Source organism: Pseudomonas sp. QS1027 (genome assembly GCF_002814235.1).
GTDB lineage: Bacteria > Pseudomonadota > Gammaproteobacteria > Pseudomonadales > Pseudomonadaceae > Aquipseudomonas.
This window is the reverse complement of record NZ_PHSU01000014.1, coordinates 38,698-57,163: the sequence shown is the minus strand read 5'-3', so window position 1 is coordinate 57,163 and position 18,466 is coordinate 38,698. Positions and strand designations below refer to the sequence as shown.

Genomic DNA, 18,466 nt, shown 5'->3' with positions numbered 1-18,466 from the left:
TGTTAGTCGATCCCGCCGGCCGCGGCGTCCGCCCCGGCCGGGCGCTATCCCTGGCCTGCGCCTAGACGTTGCCGACAGCGGCGTGACGCAACGGCAACGCATCGAAGCGCTGCTGCAGGACCCGCACGAGGGACTGCACATGGTCCTTGTTGAGCATCGACATATGCCCGCCGGTGACCGTGGCCACCTGCGGCCCCGAGGCCAGGTAGGCGCAGTAGCGCTCCAGGGTGCGCGGCAGGTTGGCCGCCCCGAGGATGCTTTGCGCCGGCACGATCACCCAGGTCTCGCCATCGAAGCGCCCCGAGGGCCGGTAGGCGACACTCATCGCCACCTGGGCCGCAAGCCAGTCGCCGGGACCGTTCGCGGCCGTCTGCGTGGGCAGCAGATCGCGCATCGCCACTTGCATCTGGCTGAAGGACACCGCGCAGCGCTCGCCTTGTACCGCCAGCAGGCGGCTGCGCAAGGGTGTGTCACCGAGGAAATAGGTCAACTGGTCCAGGGAAAAGTCTTCGCCCTGCTGACCCTGGGGCACATAGAAAAAGCTGTCGAGCATGTACAACTCGACTTGTCGCCCGTGGATCCGCAACTGGCGGGCCACCTCAAAGGCAATGCTCGCGCCGAAGGAATGTCCCAGCAGCCGCAGCACCGCACCCGAGCGCCGGCGCAGCAGCGCCTGCACATGGGCCGCGACCAGACGTTGCAAGGCTTGCGCGGGATCGACCCGTGGGTCCAGTGGCGGATACTCCAGGACCTGGATCGCCGCCACCCCGTCGAGCGCCGCCGCCAGGGGCAGGAACGAGTGCGCCCCGGCCCCCGCAGCGGGGAAGCAATACAAAGGCTCGCCCACCACCGAGTTCAGAAGCGTCAGCGCTGTCGCTTCGTCCGCCGCAACCGATGACCACGGGCGCTCAAGGCGTGGGAGCGGATCGCGCCCACTCGGCTTGCCCGGTGCCGCCGACAATACCTGCCAGTCGATCTCCAGGCCCTGACTCCACAACTGCAACAGCGGCTCCACGGCGCCCTCGCGCAACCAGCCGGCGACTTCGCCGGCCAGCCCCGGAAGCGCCATGACGCGATTGAGCACCGAACCGCTGAGCGAGGCCACCCCGAGCCGGGCCCCGGTGGCCTGCTGATCGTTGGACAGGTAACCGCGCAACCCGCCGGCCAACTCCTCGAGATCGCTGGCGACCAGGCCCAGGCGTACGTCCATCAGGCCACTGCTCGCCTGGCAAACCTGCGCCAGTGTCCGCAGATCCAGGCGCTCGCCCTGGGGTGTCTCGATCCGTTGCAGCAGATTGCTCGCCACCCGGCGCAGTTGCTCGTCGCTGCCGGCGGACAGCAGCACCACCTGGGGCAGCGCAAGGCTTTCGAGGGGCGGGGGAGCACTGACCGTCAGCGCGCGAGGCGGCTCCGCCAGTGGGACCGGCAACGTCACGCGGTCCTCGGCGGGTGCCACGGCGCCCAATTGTCCCCCTACACTGGCGACCAGTTGCTCCAGGCTCGGGGTTTCGAATATCTGCGCCGCCGACAGCTCCAGCCCATAGGCCGCATTGACCTCACTCAGCAGTTGGGCGAGCAGGACGGAGTCGAAACCGAAGTCATGCAGGTCGGTGCGCGGGTCGATGTCATCGGCACTGGTTTTCAGGAGCCGGCAGACCATATCGGTGATCTCGGCCATCAGCCGGCTGGCAGCCGGTCCCGCCCCGGCAGCCGTCGCCTCGACGTCTGCGCCGGTCAGTCCGCTGCGGGGCTCGGCAAGGGTCGGCGCGGCGTTGCCCAGATACGCCGCCAATGCCTCGAGGCTCGAATATTCGAAGAGTTGCCCGACCGCCAGGTCCAGGCCATGTTCAAGGTTGAGCGCCGACACCAGCTCGGTAAGCATGACCGAATCGAAGCCCATGTCCGGAAACAGCGTGGCGTCGTCGATATCGGCCGGGTCGACCTTGAGGATCTGCCCGACCCGATCTCGCAGCAGCTTCAACCAGTCCGGGCCGGCGGCAGTCGGCTTCGGCGCCGGGGCGGGAGCTGTCGTCGGCAGCGCTTGCAGCTCACCGAGCAGCGCCCCGAAGCGTTCGCCCTGCCCCGCCAGCACCAGCCACTGCTCGCCGCCCTGGACAATCGCCTGGCGCAACACCTGCAAACCACGGGCGCTGTCCAGGGGCAGCAGTCCGCTGGCCTGGGTCATGGCGGCGATCCGTTCGGGTGTCAGTTGCATGGCCCCGTCACGCCACAACGGCCAGTCGATGGAGAGGCTGCGCCCCTGACGCAGTCCCTGGCGCACCTGATGGTTGCGGTACCTGACGAAGGCGTCCATGAATCCGTTGGCACAGGCGTAATCGGACTGCCCGGCGTTGCCCAGCGCCCCGGAAATCGAGGCGAAGGTCAGGAAAAACTCCAGGGGCTGTCCGGCGGTGGCCAGGTCCAGGTTCCAGGTCCCGGCCACCTTGGGTTGCAACACCTGATCCAACTGCTGCGCCGTCTTCTGACGCAGCAAACCATCCTGGCGTGTACCGGCCAGGTGCAGCACGCCGGTCAGCGGGCCGACCTGGGCCGACCAATCGCGGACCAGGGCATTCAGATCGGCCTCGGCGCTCAAATCAACCTGGCGATAGAACGCCCGTGCCCCCAGCGCCTGCAACTGCTGGATATGCTCAGCAGTCGCGGCATCCGCCGCGCCACGCCCGAGCAGGAGCAAGGTGACATCGCCGACACTGCCGGCGATATCCAGCGCAACCTGACGGCCCAGGGCCCCCAAGGCGCCGCTCAGCAGGTAGACGCCACCGGCGCGCCAAGGCAGCGCCGGCCGATCCAGCTCAACCTCGGGCAGCACCTGCCAGGCGGCCTGGCGCAGTTGCCCGGCCTCAAGGCTCAGGACCAGCTCACTGCCCGCTGCGCGCCCGGCGTCCAACAGAGGGCCTGGGTCGTCTCCGGCTGAAAGCGTGATCAATTGCACCGGGCAATACGCTTGCTCGCGCGAAAAGGAACGCAATTGTCCGAACAATCCGGCAAACAGACCGCCGCTTTCGCCATCGACGACCACCAGTTGCAACAAGGTCCGCCGTCCATCGACGACACCTCGTGCCAGATCCTCGCGCAACACCTGGGCGGCGGCGCGGTAACGTTCGGCCAGCGACCCGGCCTCCCCAGTGGCCTCAAGCTTCACGCACTGCGCCAGGGGAAAGCGCGCGACCAAGGCTTCGGCATGGGCTTCACTGCCCGGGCCCAGGTAGATCCGCTGCGCCTCGGGAGGCAGGCCATTTTCCGTTGCGACCCAGGCCCTGGTGGTGGGGGCCAGCAGGGCCAACCGCGATTCCGCGGTCGGCGCGGCAGCGCGCGGCATGACCCTGGAGCCCATGGCATGCAGATGAACGCAGGCTTCACCCTGTTCATCGAACAGGTCCAGGTCGAACACGAAGGCCGCACTGCCGCGCACTTCGCCGTGGGCGGTCAGGCGTGCCCAGACCGGCAGACGGCTGGAACGGCCCAGGGTCAGGCGCTCCAGCGAAAACGGCACCCGCGGGCCACCCTCCGACTCATTCCCGTCGGCGAAGCCCAGGGCGGCCTGCAAGGCGCTGTCCAACAGGCTCGGGTGCAGGCGGAACTCGCCGCCCGGCAGCAAAAACTCCGGCAATTGCAGGCGCGCGAGAACCTGCCCCGGTGAACAGCGCAGGCCACGCAAGCCGCGATGCCCGGGGCCGTAGTCGATGCCCACGGCGGCAAAACGCTGGTAAAACGCGTCGACCGAAGTGTCTTCCTGGCTAATCGAAGACAGCTCGTCGAGATCCGGCAGCGGCGCCACCGTCGGCTCGCTGCTGCGTTCGGCCTGCCCCCGGCAATAGACCACGCGACTCGGTTCGGCACCGGCAACGCGAACCCGCCAGCCGAAGAACTCGAACTCCCACTCACTCTTGCGTCCGCGCTGCACGGACAGCGACAGCTCGACCGGTTCGTCGAAACATTCGAAGGGCCGGATCCAGAGAATATTCCCCAGCGCCAACGCCGCTTGCCCCGACACCTCCTTCAAGGCCTCCAGGGCCATTTCCAGGTAGGCGACACCGGGCAGGATCTTGCGACCGTTGACCCGATGGTGGTCGAGGAAAAACTCATCGCCACGCAGGGTCGTTACAAACTGGTGCCCCTCGCCATCGTCGATACGCCGCAGCAGCGGCCGGTGCCCGGCCACCGGCGGTGTTGTTCCCCAGCGCAACAACGCCGAACCGCCCGTCCCTTCCAGGGGCGGCACCCAGCAGCGCTCACGGACAAAGGGATAGAACGGCAGGCCCACGCGCGCGGGCTGGAATCCGTCCGGTCCGTAGAGCAGCGCCCCATCCAGCGCTCCGCCGGCCAGCCAATACCTGATCAGCGCGAGGCTGTCATGCGGATCCGGTGTCGGCACGGCAACCGGCGTTTCACCGGCACGGGGGCGAGCCGGCTTCAGCGCCTGGCCATGGAACAGCCCCTCTTGCTCGACGCCGGCGGCCACAGCGCGCAGCTTTTTCTTCAATTCGTCCGCCGATCCGGCGAGAAATGCGACGCGCCAGTCCAGCGCTTCGCGCCCGACCAGCAGGGTGTAGGCCAGGTCATGCAGCCCTTCAAGGTCGCGGGCCAGCGTCGAGCCGTCACGTTCCAGGCTGGCCAGCAGTCCGGCGGCAACCGCCTGGAGGCGTTCGCGGCTACGCGCCGACAACAGGATCAGGGCATTGGCGGGCAGTTCGGCCGACGCGACGGGTGCGCGTTCAGGCGCGCGGTATTCCTCCAGCACCACATGGGCATTCGAGCCACCGGCACCGAACGAGGACACCCCGGCGCGGCGCGGCGCGCCCTCCCTGGAGGTCCAGGGCGCCAGGTCCTGCTGGACCTGGAACGGACTCGTGGCGAAATCGATGTTGCGATTGAGCTGCGCCGAGTGCAGCGATGGCACCAGTTGGCCGTGCTTGAGTTGCAGCAGCACCTTGGTCAGCCCGGCAATCCCCGCGGCGCTTTCACAATGGCCGATATTCGACTTGATCGAGCCGATCACACAGGACTGCGGCGTGAAGCCCTCCTGCTGGAACACCGAACGCAAGCCCTCGACCTCGATCAGGTCGCCCAGGGCGGTGCCGGTGCCATGGGCCTCGATATAACTCAACTCGCTGGCCGCGAAGCCGGCCTGCTCCAGGGCCGATGCCACCACGCTGGCCTGGGCCGAGGACTTCGGCACGGTGAAGCCGGTGGCCCGGCCACCATGATTGATCGCGGTGCCCTTGATCACCGCATAAATGCGGTCGCCGTCGGCCACGGCCCGGGCCAGCGGCTTGAGCAGGACCGCGCCCACGCCCTCGGCCGGCACATAACCATCGCCGCCCTGGCCGAAGGTCTTGCAACAGCCGACGCTCGAGGCAAAGCGCCCCTGGGCATGCAGCAGGTACTTGTCGGGATGGATGGAGACATTGACCCCGCCGGCCACCGCGTAATCCGACTCGCCACAACGCAGGCTCTGACAGGCAAGGTGCAAGGTGGTCAGGGACGATGAGCACATGCTGTCGAGGGTCAGGCTCGGACCGCGCCAGTCACAGAAGAACGAGACCCGGTTGGCGATCGACGCCGGCAGCGCCGCGACCAGGGTCTGCGGGGTGCTGAAGGCGGTGTACTCGGTGTACTGGACCCCGACGTAGACCCCCACGCGGCCCTTGGCGCTCAGACTCTGGCGGGTGTAACCGGCGTCTTCGATCAGGTGATAGGCGCATTGCAGGAACAGCCGCTCCTGGGGGTCCATGATCTCGGCTTCGCGGGGGGAGATATTGAAGAAGCGCGGATCGAATTCATCGACCCCTTGCAGGAAGCCGCCCCATTTGCTGTAGGTCTTCCCCGAAACCCCCTTGGCCGGATCATAGATCGCCCCATGATCCCAGCGCCCCCCGGGCACTTCGATCACACAGTCGCGACCCTGCTTGAGATTGTCCCAGAGCTGATCGAGATCCTCGGCCTGGGGGTAGCGTCCGGCCAGGCCGATAATCGCGATGTCGGCGGCCTGCGGCCCGGACACGAGGTCAACCTTGGCATTGCTGTCGAAGTCTTTGCGCATGATTCGTCTAGGTCCTTGGAGAATCCTTGAGGACTGGCCGCCAGGCGACCCCACATCATCCCCAACTTACAAGAATTCGATCCCGGCCAAACCTATGAGCGGTTATAGGTCGCGGCCCACGCCCCTGGCCGTCAGGCTTCCAGCACCCGCTGCAAGAGCAGTTGGCTGCGCAAGCCCGTCGCATTGGCGGTGAGCATCAACAACCCAGCCCGCCCGTCGACGCCACGGGCCTGGTAATCCTGCAGGTTGATCAGCGAGTCAGCCGAAAAGCAGTGCCCCAGCCGGGCCACGTTGTCCAGGTAGAGCTGGCTGGCGCCGATGCCCAGGCGCCCTTCCTTGATCTTGAGCACCGGCAGGAACACATTGCTGCACAGCACCTGTTCAAGGTCCGCGGTGCGCAATTGCTGGCGCCGCAGCAGGCGTTCATGGGTCTGGGCATAAAGCGCGGCGTCATCGGCGTCCTTTTCCCCCTCGCGGCTCTCGCGGCCCGAAAGCGACTGGCTGGCAAGCATCTCGAAGCCCGCCCCGCGCCGCGAGGTCACCAGGCAACTGGCCGCCCCGTCGCTGAACAGCGCGTAGTGCTGGAAGCGATAGGCTTCGTCCTCGATGCGATTGACCGACAGCACCAGGACATTGTCCAGCCCGGCCAGGACCTGGGCCCTGGCGATATCCAGGCCGGCGAGCAACATGGTGCAATCGCCCCAGGTGACCCCGATGGGAAAGGCCCGCTCCAGCTCCAGTTCGCGCAGCAAGGTCAGATACGGCGGCACCTGGCCCAGGCCCGACTGGAAGTTGCTGCTGCACAGCACCACGGCATCGATATCGCTGCCCTTGAGGCCACTCTGCTCCAGGGTGCGCCGCGCTGATTCGACCGCCAGCGCGGTCAAGGTCCCCTCCGTGCGCCGGTAATGTCCCCAGCCGAATACCGCGGCCATGTCCGGCATCGCGTACTGCCGACAGACCGTCTCGAACGAGGCGGCTTCCCGATAATGATGTTCCTGCTCGCCCAATGCATAGGCAATCGAGGTCAAATAGGCCTTGTTCATCGTTTCGTCCCCAGGTGTATGAGCCATCCGTTGGCATGCCGCGCACGCAAACAGCCTTGTCGCTGTCAGGTGCGCGCCAACACCTCCTCGATCAATGCACAGGCGTTTCTCACTTCCAGCGTGCCGTTCTGCACCTCGGCCAACAGTCCGTCCAGCGGTGATGACGGGGCCGACGGAGCAAGGACCGGCAATCTGAGGCGGATTTCATCGGCCAGGCTGCGCAGCGTCGGCGTGGCATAGATCGAGTCCGCCGCCAACTGGATGCCGAAATGCCGGTTGAGGGTGCGAATCCACTGGGCCCCCGTCACCGAGTCCATGCCCAGGTCGAGAAAGCGCGCCCCGCTGCGTACCTGGTCCGGCTCGAGAAACAGCAACTCGCCCAGGCTATGTTTGAGAAACGGCTCGATCTCCGGCTGCGTCGACTCACGGCTCGGCACAGCGACCCGGATCGCTGCTGCCGGGCTGGCCGGGGCCCGCTCGGGCAGTACCGGAGCGGCGACGCTGCCCCGGGAATGCTCGCCCTCGACGAACTGGGCAAACAGGTTGAACGCCGGATAGCTGTAGATGCCGTCGGCCGGGACTTTCAAGGCAAAGTGCTTGTTGATTTCGCGAATCCACTGCGCGGCGATCACCGAGTCGAGGCCCAGGTCGAGGAAACGGCTGCCCTCGCGAATCTGCTCGGGCTCGCAATAGAGCATTGCCGCCAGGCTCTGGCGCAGAAAGCGCTGCACATCGTCCGGCACCGCTGGCGCGGGGACGGCCAACGGGGGCTTGGGTTCGGCCACGGGCGGCGCTGCCATGACCGGAATCTGGACCGGCACCGGCACAGGTTCCGCCACCGCGACCTGGACGGCAGGCGCCACGCCAGGCATCGCCACATCGCCCAGCGCCCCCAGCGGCCGCAGGCGGATCTTCCCGGCGGGCACCGCTGGTTGAGCGTCCTGCGCAACAGGCAGCCAATAGCGCTGACGGGCAAATGGATAAGTCGGCAGGGCCAGGCGCTGCACCTGCCAATCCCGATGCAGCAGCGACCAGTCCACCGCGCAACCCTCGACCCAGGCCTGCAACACGGCGCCCAGGTCCTGCTCGGCGAGCAGGCGCCCGATCCTTGCGCGACTGTCCGCGTCGGGACGGGCAAACAGGCTGAGCTCCTCCGGCAACTGCCCCGACCAGCACCCTGGGGCTGGTTCATCGCCCTTGATAAAGGCCCCCAGGCGCGTGGCCAATTGCTCGACATTCTCCACCAACAGTGCCAGTCGCCACTCCCAGGCCTCACGCCCGACTTGCAGGGTATACGCCAGCGCCTCCAGCGAGACTTCGCGATGGCTCCCGCGCCCCAGCCAGTCAAGCAAGTCTTCGGCGGCCCGGAGCAACGCTTCGCGCGAGCGCGCCGAAAGCACGATCGGCCATGGCCCCGCGCGCTGCGCGGGTGCCGTCGCAGCGCGCGGCGCGGGCGCCTCGCTGACGATCAGGTGGGCATTGGCGCCGCCGGCACCGAACGAGGAGATTGCCGCCAGGCGCGGGCCCGGCCGGCCCTCCTCGCCAAGCGGTCGCTCCCAGGGCGCCAGCGTGCGCTGGACACGGAATGGCGTGGCGGCAAAATCGATATTCGGATTGAGCTTGTCGGCATGCAGGGAACTCACCAGCAAACCGTGTTGCATCTGCAGCAGGACCTTGGTCAGCCCGGCGATGCCCGCCGCGCTCTCACAATGGCCGATGTTCGACTTGACCGAGCCCAGGGCGCAGAACTGCCGGTCGGACGTGAGGGCCTGCCAGGCGCTGGTCAATCCGGCGACCTCGATCGGGTCGCCCAGGGCCGTGCCGGTGCCGTGGGCTTCGACGTAACCGATCTGCCGCGGATTCACCTTAGCGGCGTGCAGGGCCCGGGCGATCACCGCGGCCTGGGCGTTGGGATTGGGCACCGCATAACCATTGGTCCTCCCGCCGTGGTTGATCGCGCTGCCGCGAATCACCCCATAGATCCGGTCGCCATCCGCCAGAGCCCGGGCCAGCGGCTTGAGCAGCACGGCACCGACACCTTCGCTGGGCACATACCCGCTGGCTCCCTCGGCGAAACTTTCGCAACGGCCCTTGCGCGAGGCGAACTTGCCCGCCCCGAGCATCAGGAACTTGGCCGGATGGATCGAGACATTCACACCACCGGCCAGGGCTACCTGGCACTCGCCGCTGCGCAGGCTCTGGCAGGCCAGATGCACGGTGGTCAGCGACGACGCGCACATGCTGTCCAGGGCCAGGCTCGGCCCGTGGAAGTTGTTGCAGAACGACACCCGATTGGCGATTGACGAGGGACTCATGGACAACACCATGGGCCGTCCCTGGGCGGTCGCTTCGGCCGCGTAGAGCTGATATTCCTCATAGGTGACGCCGACAAACACACCGACCGCGCCCTCGATCCCGTCGCAGGTGGCATTCGCCGCCAGGCTCTGGCGGGTGTAGCCGGAGTCCTCGATGGCTTCATGGGCGACCTGCAGGAACAACCGCTCCTGGGGTTCCATGATCGCCGCCTCACGGGGTGAGATATTGAAAAAGCCCGGGTCGAACTCGTCGACACCGTCGATAAAACCGCCCCAGCGCGCATAGGTCTTGCCCGGCGCATCCTCGTCGGCGCTGTAGTAGAGCGCGTGATCCCAGCGTTGCGGCGGGATCTCGCTGATGCAGTCGCGGCCTTCGCACAGCACCTGCCAGAACTCTTCCAGGTTGCGCGCCTGCGGATAACGCCCGGCCAGCCCGATCACGGCCACTTCGAATGGCTCATCGGCCGGTGCGGCTGGCGGCGGAAGCGGACTCGCGGACGGCACGGGTTCGGCAACCGCTGCCTCGACCGACTCGCGCAGCGGTTGTGGTTGTGGTTGCGGTTGCGGTTGCGGTTGCGGTTGCGCGGCACTGGCCTGCCCGGCCAGACGTTGCAAGGTCGCGGCATGGGCCCGCGCCAGGTAGCCGCCCAGCTCACGCAAGCTGGCGTACTCGAAGAACAGGGTCTTGGGCAGCGGTCCGAAGAGTTCCTCGAGCTCGGCGGTCATTTTCATCACCATCATCGAGTCGAGCCCATAACGCTCGAACGGTTCATCGCTGTTCAACCGGGCCACCGGCCACCCCACCGCCCGCGACAGAATGTCCTTGAGCCGCTCCAGGCCATGGGCAAGCAGCGAATCGCCTTCGCCAAGCGTCACCGGCGCCTGCCTCAGCGGCCGGCCGGCGCCCTGCTCGCGGACATGGGCCAGCAGTTCGTCAAGCGTGCGGACCTGTCGATAGGCCAGCGGCGAAAGCTCCAGGCCATGGGCGGTATTGAGGGCCTCGATCAGTTGATTGAAGCGGACCGGGTCAAGGCCATAACCGTCGAAATCCTGGTCGTCTTCCAGTTCCGCCGGGGCGATGCCCAGCGCCAGGCCGGCCAGGGTCCTGATCTCCTGCCGCAGGTCAGAAGCGGCCGGCTCCAGCGGTGCGGGCGCGCCCTGGGGATGCAGACGCAGGCGCAGGCGCTGCACATCGCCGTCGATCACCACCGCCTGATTGCCCTGCCCCGCCATCAACTGATGGAACGCCGCCAGGCCATGTTCGCGACTCAAGGCCTGCATCCCCGACTCGCGCTCCAGCAAGGCGCGGGCCTGGGCATCCAGTTGCATGCCGCCGTCCTGCCACAGGCCCCAGCCGATCGAGAGTGTCCGGCCATGGCGTTCGCCCGCGCGGACCTGGGCCTCGCGCTGTTCGGCAAAACCGTCCATAAAGCCATTGGCCGCCGCATAGGTGGCCTGGCCGGGATGCCCGACCGCCGCGGCGGCCGAGGAAAACAGCACAAAGCCGTCGAGGCGGCAATGCCGCGTCGCCTGGTCGAGCGCCAGGGTCCCGGCGACCTTGCTCGCCAGCACGACATCGCGCTGCTGCGGCTGCAAGTGCCGCAGGAAGGTGTCGCGCAACTCACCGGCACAATGCAGCACCGCGCTCAGGCCGCCATGACGGGCCTCGATCTGGGCCACCAGCCGTTCGGTGGCCGGCGCATCGGTGATATCCAGTCGTTCATAGATCACCTCGCCGCCCAACTGCCGCAGGGCCTGCAAGCGTGCCTGTGCCGCGGCGTCCGGAGCGGAACGGCCGACCAGCACCAGGGTGGCGCGCCCGACCCGCGTGAGGATATCCCGGGCAAACAGCTGTGCCAGGCCACCCAGGCCACCGGTGAGAAGATAGACACCGGCTTCTTTCCAGGCGCAGGGGCTGTGCTCGGACAACAACGCAACCTCCGTCCACTCACGCGCCTGGCAACCCTGTGCATCGAAGCGCAGCCAGGGGTGCTGGTGCAAGGTGGCGGCCTGGGCCATGGCCTGGCGCACCTGCTCGCGGGTAAAGCCGGGATCGAGCTCGATCAGTTGGGTCAGCACCTTGCTGCTCTCCCACTGCGCCGAACGCAACAATCCATGCAGCCCGCCCAGCCAGGGCGTGGTGCCGGCGCTGACAACCACCTGCAAGCGCGTGACGCCCGTGCGCGGCTCGACGATCAGTTCGCACAAGTGCTCGCTGACGCGTTCGACACAGTAGCGATAACGCTCGGCCGGGGACTCGGAAGCACTCCGGACCCGCAGCCAGCCTTCATCCACCAAGACGCCCTGCCACTCGCAGGCCAGCACCGAGCCCGGCAGGTCGTCGACGAGAGATCGCGGCCGATCCGGCAAGACTTGCCAGCGTGGGCGAACCAACAGCGTGCCGATGCCGGAAGGCTGCGCTGCCGGTTCCACCGCCAACACTCCCACCTCAAGCCGACCCCGTGCTGGCATCAGCATCGGTGCCGGTTCGATAAATTCCTTGTCGAAGCAGTAGCCGGGAAGACTGATGCGCCGGGCACTGCCGCGCGGCACCAGGCGTTTCCAGTCGATCGCCTCCCCCGCACGCCACAGCTGCGCCAGCGGTTCCAGGCGACCTTGCGCATACCAGGTGTCAAGCAAGGCCAGCGCCGACGCGTCGTCACCGAACAGGGCGATACGCTCGCTGCTCTTCACCGCGGCCACCTGCAGCCCCTGAGTCGACGCCCCTTCGCCATAACGAACCAGGGCGGCGATCAGTTCGGCGGTCGAGCCGGCCACATAACTCAGGCGCCACTCCATCGACTCACGGCCGACCTGGAGCGTGTAGCAGATATCCGCCAACGACAACTGCGGATAAACCTCGAGATACTGGCGGATCGCGCCGGCCTGGCGCCTCAGCGACGCCTCATTGCGGGCGGACAGCAGGAACAGGCCGACGGCCTTTTCCTGCCGTGGCGGCTCGCTCGACGCCGGGGCCTGGCGGACGACCACATGGGCATTGCTGCCGCCGGCGCCGAAGGACGACAGGCAGGCGATCCGCTCGCCATCACCACATTCCCAGGGTTCAAGCTGCTGGGGCACACAAAACGGTGATGTGGCCTGGTCGATATCGAGGTTCAGGGTCTGGGCATGCAAGGACGGGGCGATCTGGCCATGGCGCAGTTGCAGGAGGATCTTGGTCAGCCCGGCGATGCCCGCCGCCGCCTCGAGATGGCCGATATTGGTCTTGACCGAACCCAGTCGGCAGAACGCCAGGCGCGCGGTGTCCTGGCGGAAAGCTTCGACCAGGCCACGGAACTCGATGGGATCCCCCAGCGCCGTGCCCGTGCCATGGGCCTCGACGTAGCTGACGTCATCGGCGCTGATCCTGGCGCGCTCCAGGGCCAGGCGAATCAGCGAGCGATGGGCTTCGGGATTCGGCACGGTGTAGCCGTTGGCCTTGCCGCCATGGTTCACCGCACTGCCGGCGATCACCCCATGGATCACGTCACCGTCGGCTTGGGCCCGGGCCAGCGGCTTGAGCAGCAACGCCCCCACGCCCTCACCCGGTACGAAACCATTGGCGCCGATGCCGAAGGCCCTGGACTTGCCATCAGCGGAGAGCACACCCAGGCGGGCGAACTCGGCGAACGTCGAAGGATGGGTGTAGGCATTGACCCCACCCACCACCGCCACACTGCACTCGCCGGCCTGCAAGTGCAGGCAGGCTTCGTGCACGGCAGTCAACGACGACGAGCACGCGGTATCGATGGGCAGGCTCGGGCCGCTGAAACCGAATCGATAGGAAACCCGGTTGGCGATGGAAAAGAACGAATCCTTGTAGTTGTCATGACCGGCCTTGGACACTCCGACATAGACCCCGACCTTTTCCTGCGCGAGCTGGTCCGGCGTGTACCCGGCATCCTCCATGGCGTGCCAGACGCACTGCATGAACTGCCGTTCCTTGGGGTGCATATAGGTGGCTTCGGCCAGGGACAGGTTGAAAAACATCGGGTCGAATTCGTTCAGCCCCTCGATGAAACCGCCCCACTTGCCGAAACTTTTCCCGCTGGCCACCGCCTGTTGCGGGTCCGCATCGAAATGCTCTCCCAGGGACCAGCGCTCTGCGGGAATCGTCTCGATACAGTCGACCCCCGCCGCCAGGCAATCCCAGAACGCCTGCAGGTCCTGGGACTTCGGATAACGTCCGGCCAGCCCGATGATCGCGATGTCCTGCCGTTCAGCGAGGCCGGCGCTGTTGCCCCGCACTGCGCGAGTAGCGGCCACGGGGCGTCCGGCGCCGATCAACCAGGCGACCAGGCGCGCCGGCGTCGGCTGCTCGAACAACACGGCGGGCTCGACCACCACGCCCTGCTCGCGCAGATGCCGGCACAGCAGGCGAACCATCATCGAATCGAACCCCAGCTCGCTGAACTGCGCGCTCAGGTCCAGCGCCTCGGCGGGCTGGCGCAAGGCCACGGACAAGGCCGCGCGCACCGCCTGCTCGGCCTCTTGCGCCGTGCGTAACAGGGCCTCGCGCCATGGCGCGGACACGGCGCCGGGGCGTGAAGGCGCCTGGGCGGGAGCGGCATCGAACCAGTATGAGGTGGTGTCGAAAGGCGTCGTCGGCAAATGCACCCGAGGCAAGCGCGCACCCGTACCTTCCGGCTGTTCGCCGGCCAGCCAGCGTCGCGCCCACTCGTGCTGGAGGGACGCGGACGTCTCCCCGACACTGGCAGAGCGGACGACTTCACCCAAAGGCAGAGCTACCCGCAGCCCGGACAACGCCGCGAGCAGTTCCTCGCGATCGCAGGCCTGGATCACCAGACCCGTGGCATATTTCACCCGACCGAACTTCAGCGTATCGCTGACCTGCTCCAGCACCAGTTGCGGTGTGTCGCTCAGGTGTTGCCACAGCTGCCCGCAGAGGGTTGCCAGAAGCGCCGGGGTTGGCGCGCTGAGGGCAAAAATCAATACGTCCGACGCGGTGCCCGGGGCAACCGGCACCGGCCGGGGATATTCCTCGATCAGGATGTGCGCGTTGTTGCCGCCCGCGCCATAGGCGTGCAAACCCGCCAGGCGCGGCGTCTGCCGAGGCGGCCAGGCGACCGTCTGCTCGGCGATCCGACAGGGTTGCCCGGCGGTTTGCAGGTGTTCGTTGGCCTGGCGAAAGTCCAGTACCTTGTGGATCCGGTCGGTCTGCAAGCTGCGGATGATCTTGAAGATCGCCCCCAGTGCGGAGGCCGCGTGCATATGCCCGGTCATGGGCTTGAGGGTACTGACCAGGCATTGCCCCTGCGCCAACTCGACACCCTGCTCGCTCCCCAGTTGCAGCAGCGCATGGTTCAGCGCATCCCACTCGGCGATATCGGCGACCGGATTGCCCATGCCCTGGGCTTCGATGTAATCGAGTTGCCGAGGATCGACAGCCGCCCCGCGATAACACGCCTGAACCAGTTGCGAATGCGCGGACACACTGGGCGCGGCGATGGAAGCGCCGCCCCGGCCGTTGTAATTGATCGCGCTGTTGCGGATCAGCGCATAGATGCTGTCACCGTCGGCCCGGGCCCTGGACAAGGGCTTGAGCAACAGGCTGCAGACCCCCTCGGCGCGAAGAAATCCGTCCGCGTCGGCGCCGAACGAACTGACCGTGGCCTGTGGGCTCATCTGCCGGCTTTGCGACAGCTTGATAAACACATCGGGGCGCAACAGCAGGTTGCAGGCGCCGACGACCGCCGCATCGATCTCCCCGCAGCGCAGGGCGCGAACCGCATGGTGGATGGCCACGGCACCGCCGGCGCACATGGCGTCGATCCGTTCGCTGGGGCCACGCAAATCGTAGAAATGCGAGATCCGGTTGGCCAGCATACTGTCCGACTGGTCGAGGCCGTCACCGGTATCCACCCCGGCCTGCAACAGGTTCAGGTGATACTCGTTGCGCTCGGCGGCGATAAAGACCCCGGTGCGGCTGCCTTGCCAGTCCGTGTGGGCGTAACCGGCATCTTCGAATGTCTGGCGTACCGACATCAGCAGCAGGCGTTGCTGCGGGTCCATCAGCACAGCCTGTTCGGGCGGAAGGCCGAAGAACCCCGCGTCGAACTGGTCGATCGCCGGGATGAACCCGCCCCAGCGCGTGCGCATCCTGCCTTCCTCGACCTCCGGCCCCGAGTAATGCCAGGTGTAGTCGAAGCGACTCAAGGGGATCTCTTCGATCAACCCGCGGTCATCGTCCAACGCCTGCCAGAACGCCTGGGCGCTGACCGACTGGGGGAAGGTGCCGGACAGGCCGATAATTGCTATCGGCTCCAGTGTCGTGGCGACAGCGGGCGTGGCGTGGCGTGGGTCGGCTTGCAGCGTTGCCTGGATGGCCGCTTCGATACGGGCCTTCTTGCGTTCGATATTCAAGACACGTGCTCCGCTCGGAATGAGGACACCAACTGCTCGAGGTAGGGCAGCGAATCATGGACCGCGGCATAGTCGACGCCGAAATCCATGAGGCAGGCAATTTCATCGACCCCCGCCGCCAGCGCCTGGCGGACCCGCTGGCGGCCCTGCTCGACCGTTCCAAACAAGGCGCCGGTCTCGAAATAGCGTTCGAAGGCGTATTGCAGGATGTTTTCCTGCTCGCCGGCATCCAGGGGCGCGGCGCCCGGCTCGGCCCGCGCCTTAAGGTGCGCGCCCAGCGAGCTGCGGATATAGTCTTTGAAGGGCGCTTCGACAACCTCCCTGACCCAGTCGCAATCAGGCCCGATCAGGGTGTGCAGCATCAGCGTCACCCTTCCGGTGTGCGGATCGAAGCCGGCCTGGCGACGCGCCTCGCGGTACAAGCCGATCTTGTGGCCGAGGTCCTGCAAGTCATTGCCATAGAGCATGGTGAAGACATTGAAGCCGGCCTGGCCCGCCGCCACGAAGGACTCATCGCTCTGCGCCACCAGGATCCAGACATTCAGCCGGGCCTGCAGTGGCCGCGGGAAAGTCGCCACGGTGACCGGATCGCCGCCCGGCCCGGCGAACGTCAAGGACTCCCCTGCCCACAACCGGCGCACCTCTTCGATACGCGTCCACATCAGCGCGCGACGGTCCTCGTAGGCCTGCGGTGCCAAGAGAAAATCCGGCCGGTTCCAGCCCGAGCCGAACCCCAGGTCCACCCGCCCACCGGACAGCACGTCGATCATCGACCAGGTCTCGACGACCCGGGCCGGGTGATGCAAGGGCAAGCTGATGCCCGCGGTGCGGAAGCGGATACGTTGCGTCTGCGCCACCAGCGAGGCCGCCATCACGGCGGAGTCCGGATAGATGGCCCCGAACTCATGGAAATGACGCTCCGGGAAATAGACCGCCTCGAAACCCTGGGCGTCGCCAAACAGAGTCAGCGAACGGGCAAACGCATATTTCTCGCTGGCACTGAGGTCCTGTCGGACATCGGAAAAAAACAGCAGGCTGAATGCCGGCCCGGCGCTGTCCTGGCGGGCTGCCGGTGTCCGTAGCCCGAGCAATTGCTCAATGGACATCGCTGGCTCCTTGCCCGACGAGGCCCTCGCGCGGGTCGACGGACAAGGTCCGGCAATAGCTGTGTTGCACCTCGAAGAACAGCGGCTTCATGAATGCAAGGGGCTCGCGCAGCTTATCGAGTTCCTCCCTCGGACCGTGAACCTCATAACGTACGATGGACGCCAGGTGGAACGCCGCTCGATTGAGTTCGGCGATATTGCCCAGGTGATCCAGCAACCCCTGGGCATCGACATAGGTTTCCCGGCAGTGCGCCTGGCTACCGTTGAAGCTGAAGCCGTAGTAGAGGCATTTGGGCTCTTGCGCGGTCTTCGCGATGAAGGCGTCGCAGAACGTCTTGAACTGCTCGAGATGGCGCGCGGGAATCTCGAAATAGGGCATTGCCGTGCACGTGCGGTCGGTCATGTCGGCCACTCTGTTCGAAACGAATGTTGCCATGACCTTACAACAGCATAATCGCGGCTTTCCCCTATCAGGGGGCATTATTGACAGCCCCATGAAAATACGGTAGCGCACTGAAAATCGATGACCGTCAAGGATCCGTTCAAGGAAGACCGCAGCATTTCGGGCCCATTGCATCGATCTCGATCGATTAGCCCGGAACTCTTAATATGCCCTTAATCATCGGGAAAACTTGACCGAATGGCCGAGCCGGCGAAAGCACAAAGCGTCAAAAATAAGTGATTTAATCGGTTTCGCGTCAAATTATGTTTTCTATTTGACACATATTGAAATGGTTTTCGGGCGATGCTATAAGTCAGACATACCCCATTTGGATCCATATAACAGAGCACATCCAGCCAACCGGAGCCCGCTTGTCATGCCTAAACTCCGCACAATCAAACATACGTTTGACTTGGTTAGAGAAGTTGAGAACAACATTCCTGGGGCCAGCACAAAAACCTATGTCGATGTCCTGACCTGGGTATTCTACAAACTGGAAATAACACGATTTGCCTATGTCTACCTCGATTCACATTTAGTTGATAACGGTGATATCTCGATCCACAGCAGCTACCCCGCCGAGTGGGTTGAGACCTATCGCAAGCAGGCGCTCTACAAGTCCGACCCGGTCATGGCCAATGCGGCCATCACTTCGCGGCCGTTCTTCTGGACGACGGTAAACGATCGCACTCATTCGCCCAGCAAAGTCTTCGAACAGTCCGCGCGCTATGGCATTGATCAAGGCTTCAGCATTCCCCTTCATGAGCCCGGCAGTGCCTTTGGCTCCCTGCACCTGCCTTGTGTCGAGGGCGACCCTGACTTTGATCGTATCGTCCAGTCGAACATGTTCCTGATCAAGGCCATCGGTACCATTGCCCATCAATATCGACCGATTGAGGTGAGCCAGGAAGAGCTCCTCTCGCTGAGTCCCAGGGAAATTGAATTCCTCCACTGGCTGGCCCTCGGCAAGAATTATCAGGAAATCGGCCTGATCATGAATATCACTGAAAGGACGGTGAAATTCTACGCCAAGAAAATCACCGAAAAAATGGGTTGCACCAATGTCAAGCAGGCCATGGTCAAGGCCATTCGGCACAATATCTTTTAAT

The 18,466-nt window shown here is 65.6% G+C and carries 6 protein-coding genes; 1 reads left to right on the top strand and 5 read right to left on the bottom strand.

Annotation, left to right across the window (positions count from 1 at the left end; genetic code table 11):
* Window positions 1-61: 61 nt before the first annotated feature.
* The 5 genes from CWE01_RS13385 to CWE01_RS13365 form a co-directional block, all read right to left on the bottom strand.
* Window positions 62-6,064, bottom strand: a complete 6,003-nt coding sequence (locus CWE01_RS13385) for an SDR family NAD(P)-dependent oxidoreductase (protein WP_100941004.1) — start codon at window positions 6,062-6,064, stop codon at window positions 62-64.
* A 131-nt stretch (window positions 6,065-6,195) separates the two neighbouring features.
* Window positions 6,196-7,110 carry a hypothetical protein gene (locus CWE01_RS13380; RefSeq protein WP_100941003.1) on the bottom strand — a complete coding sequence of 305 codons (915 nt, stop codon included), beginning with the start codon at window positions 7,108-7,110 and terminating at the stop codon, window positions 6,196-6,198.
* Window positions 7,111-7,175: 65 nt separating this feature from the next.
* Window positions 7,176-15,809 carry an SDR family NAD(P)-dependent oxidoreductase gene (locus tag CWE01_RS13375; protein ID WP_100941002.1) on the bottom strand — a complete coding sequence of 2,878 codons (8,634 nt, stop codon included), beginning with the start codon at window positions 15,807-15,809 and terminating at the stop codon, window positions 7,176-7,178.
* The gene (locus tag CWE01_RS13370) at window positions 15,806-16,915 is read right to left on the bottom strand and encodes a MupA/Atu3671 family FMN-dependent luciferase-like monooxygenase (RefSeq protein WP_100941001.1); all 1,110 of its coding nucleotides are present in this window, start codon (window positions 16,913-16,915) and stop codon (window positions 15,806-15,808) included. The genes CWE01_RS13375 and CWE01_RS13370 overlap by 4 nt, the downstream gene beginning before the upstream one ends.
* Window positions 16,905-17,318, bottom strand: coding sequence for a hypothetical protein (locus CWE01_RS13365; RefSeq protein ID WP_100941000.1), 414 nt, complete (start codon window positions 17,316-17,318; stop codon window positions 16,905-16,907). Before CWE01_RS13365 ends, CWE01_RS13370 begins: the two co-directional genes overlap by 11 nt.
* 415 nt (window positions 17,319-17,733) lie before the next feature.
* Here CWE01_RS13365 and CWE01_RS13360 point away from each other — a divergent pair, with 415 nt between their 5' ends.
* Window positions 17,734-18,465, top strand: coding sequence for a LuxR family transcriptional regulator (locus CWE01_RS13360; protein WP_177143951.1), 732 nt, complete (start codon window positions 17,734-17,736; stop codon window positions 18,463-18,465).
* Window position 18,466 lies beyond the last annotated feature (1 nt).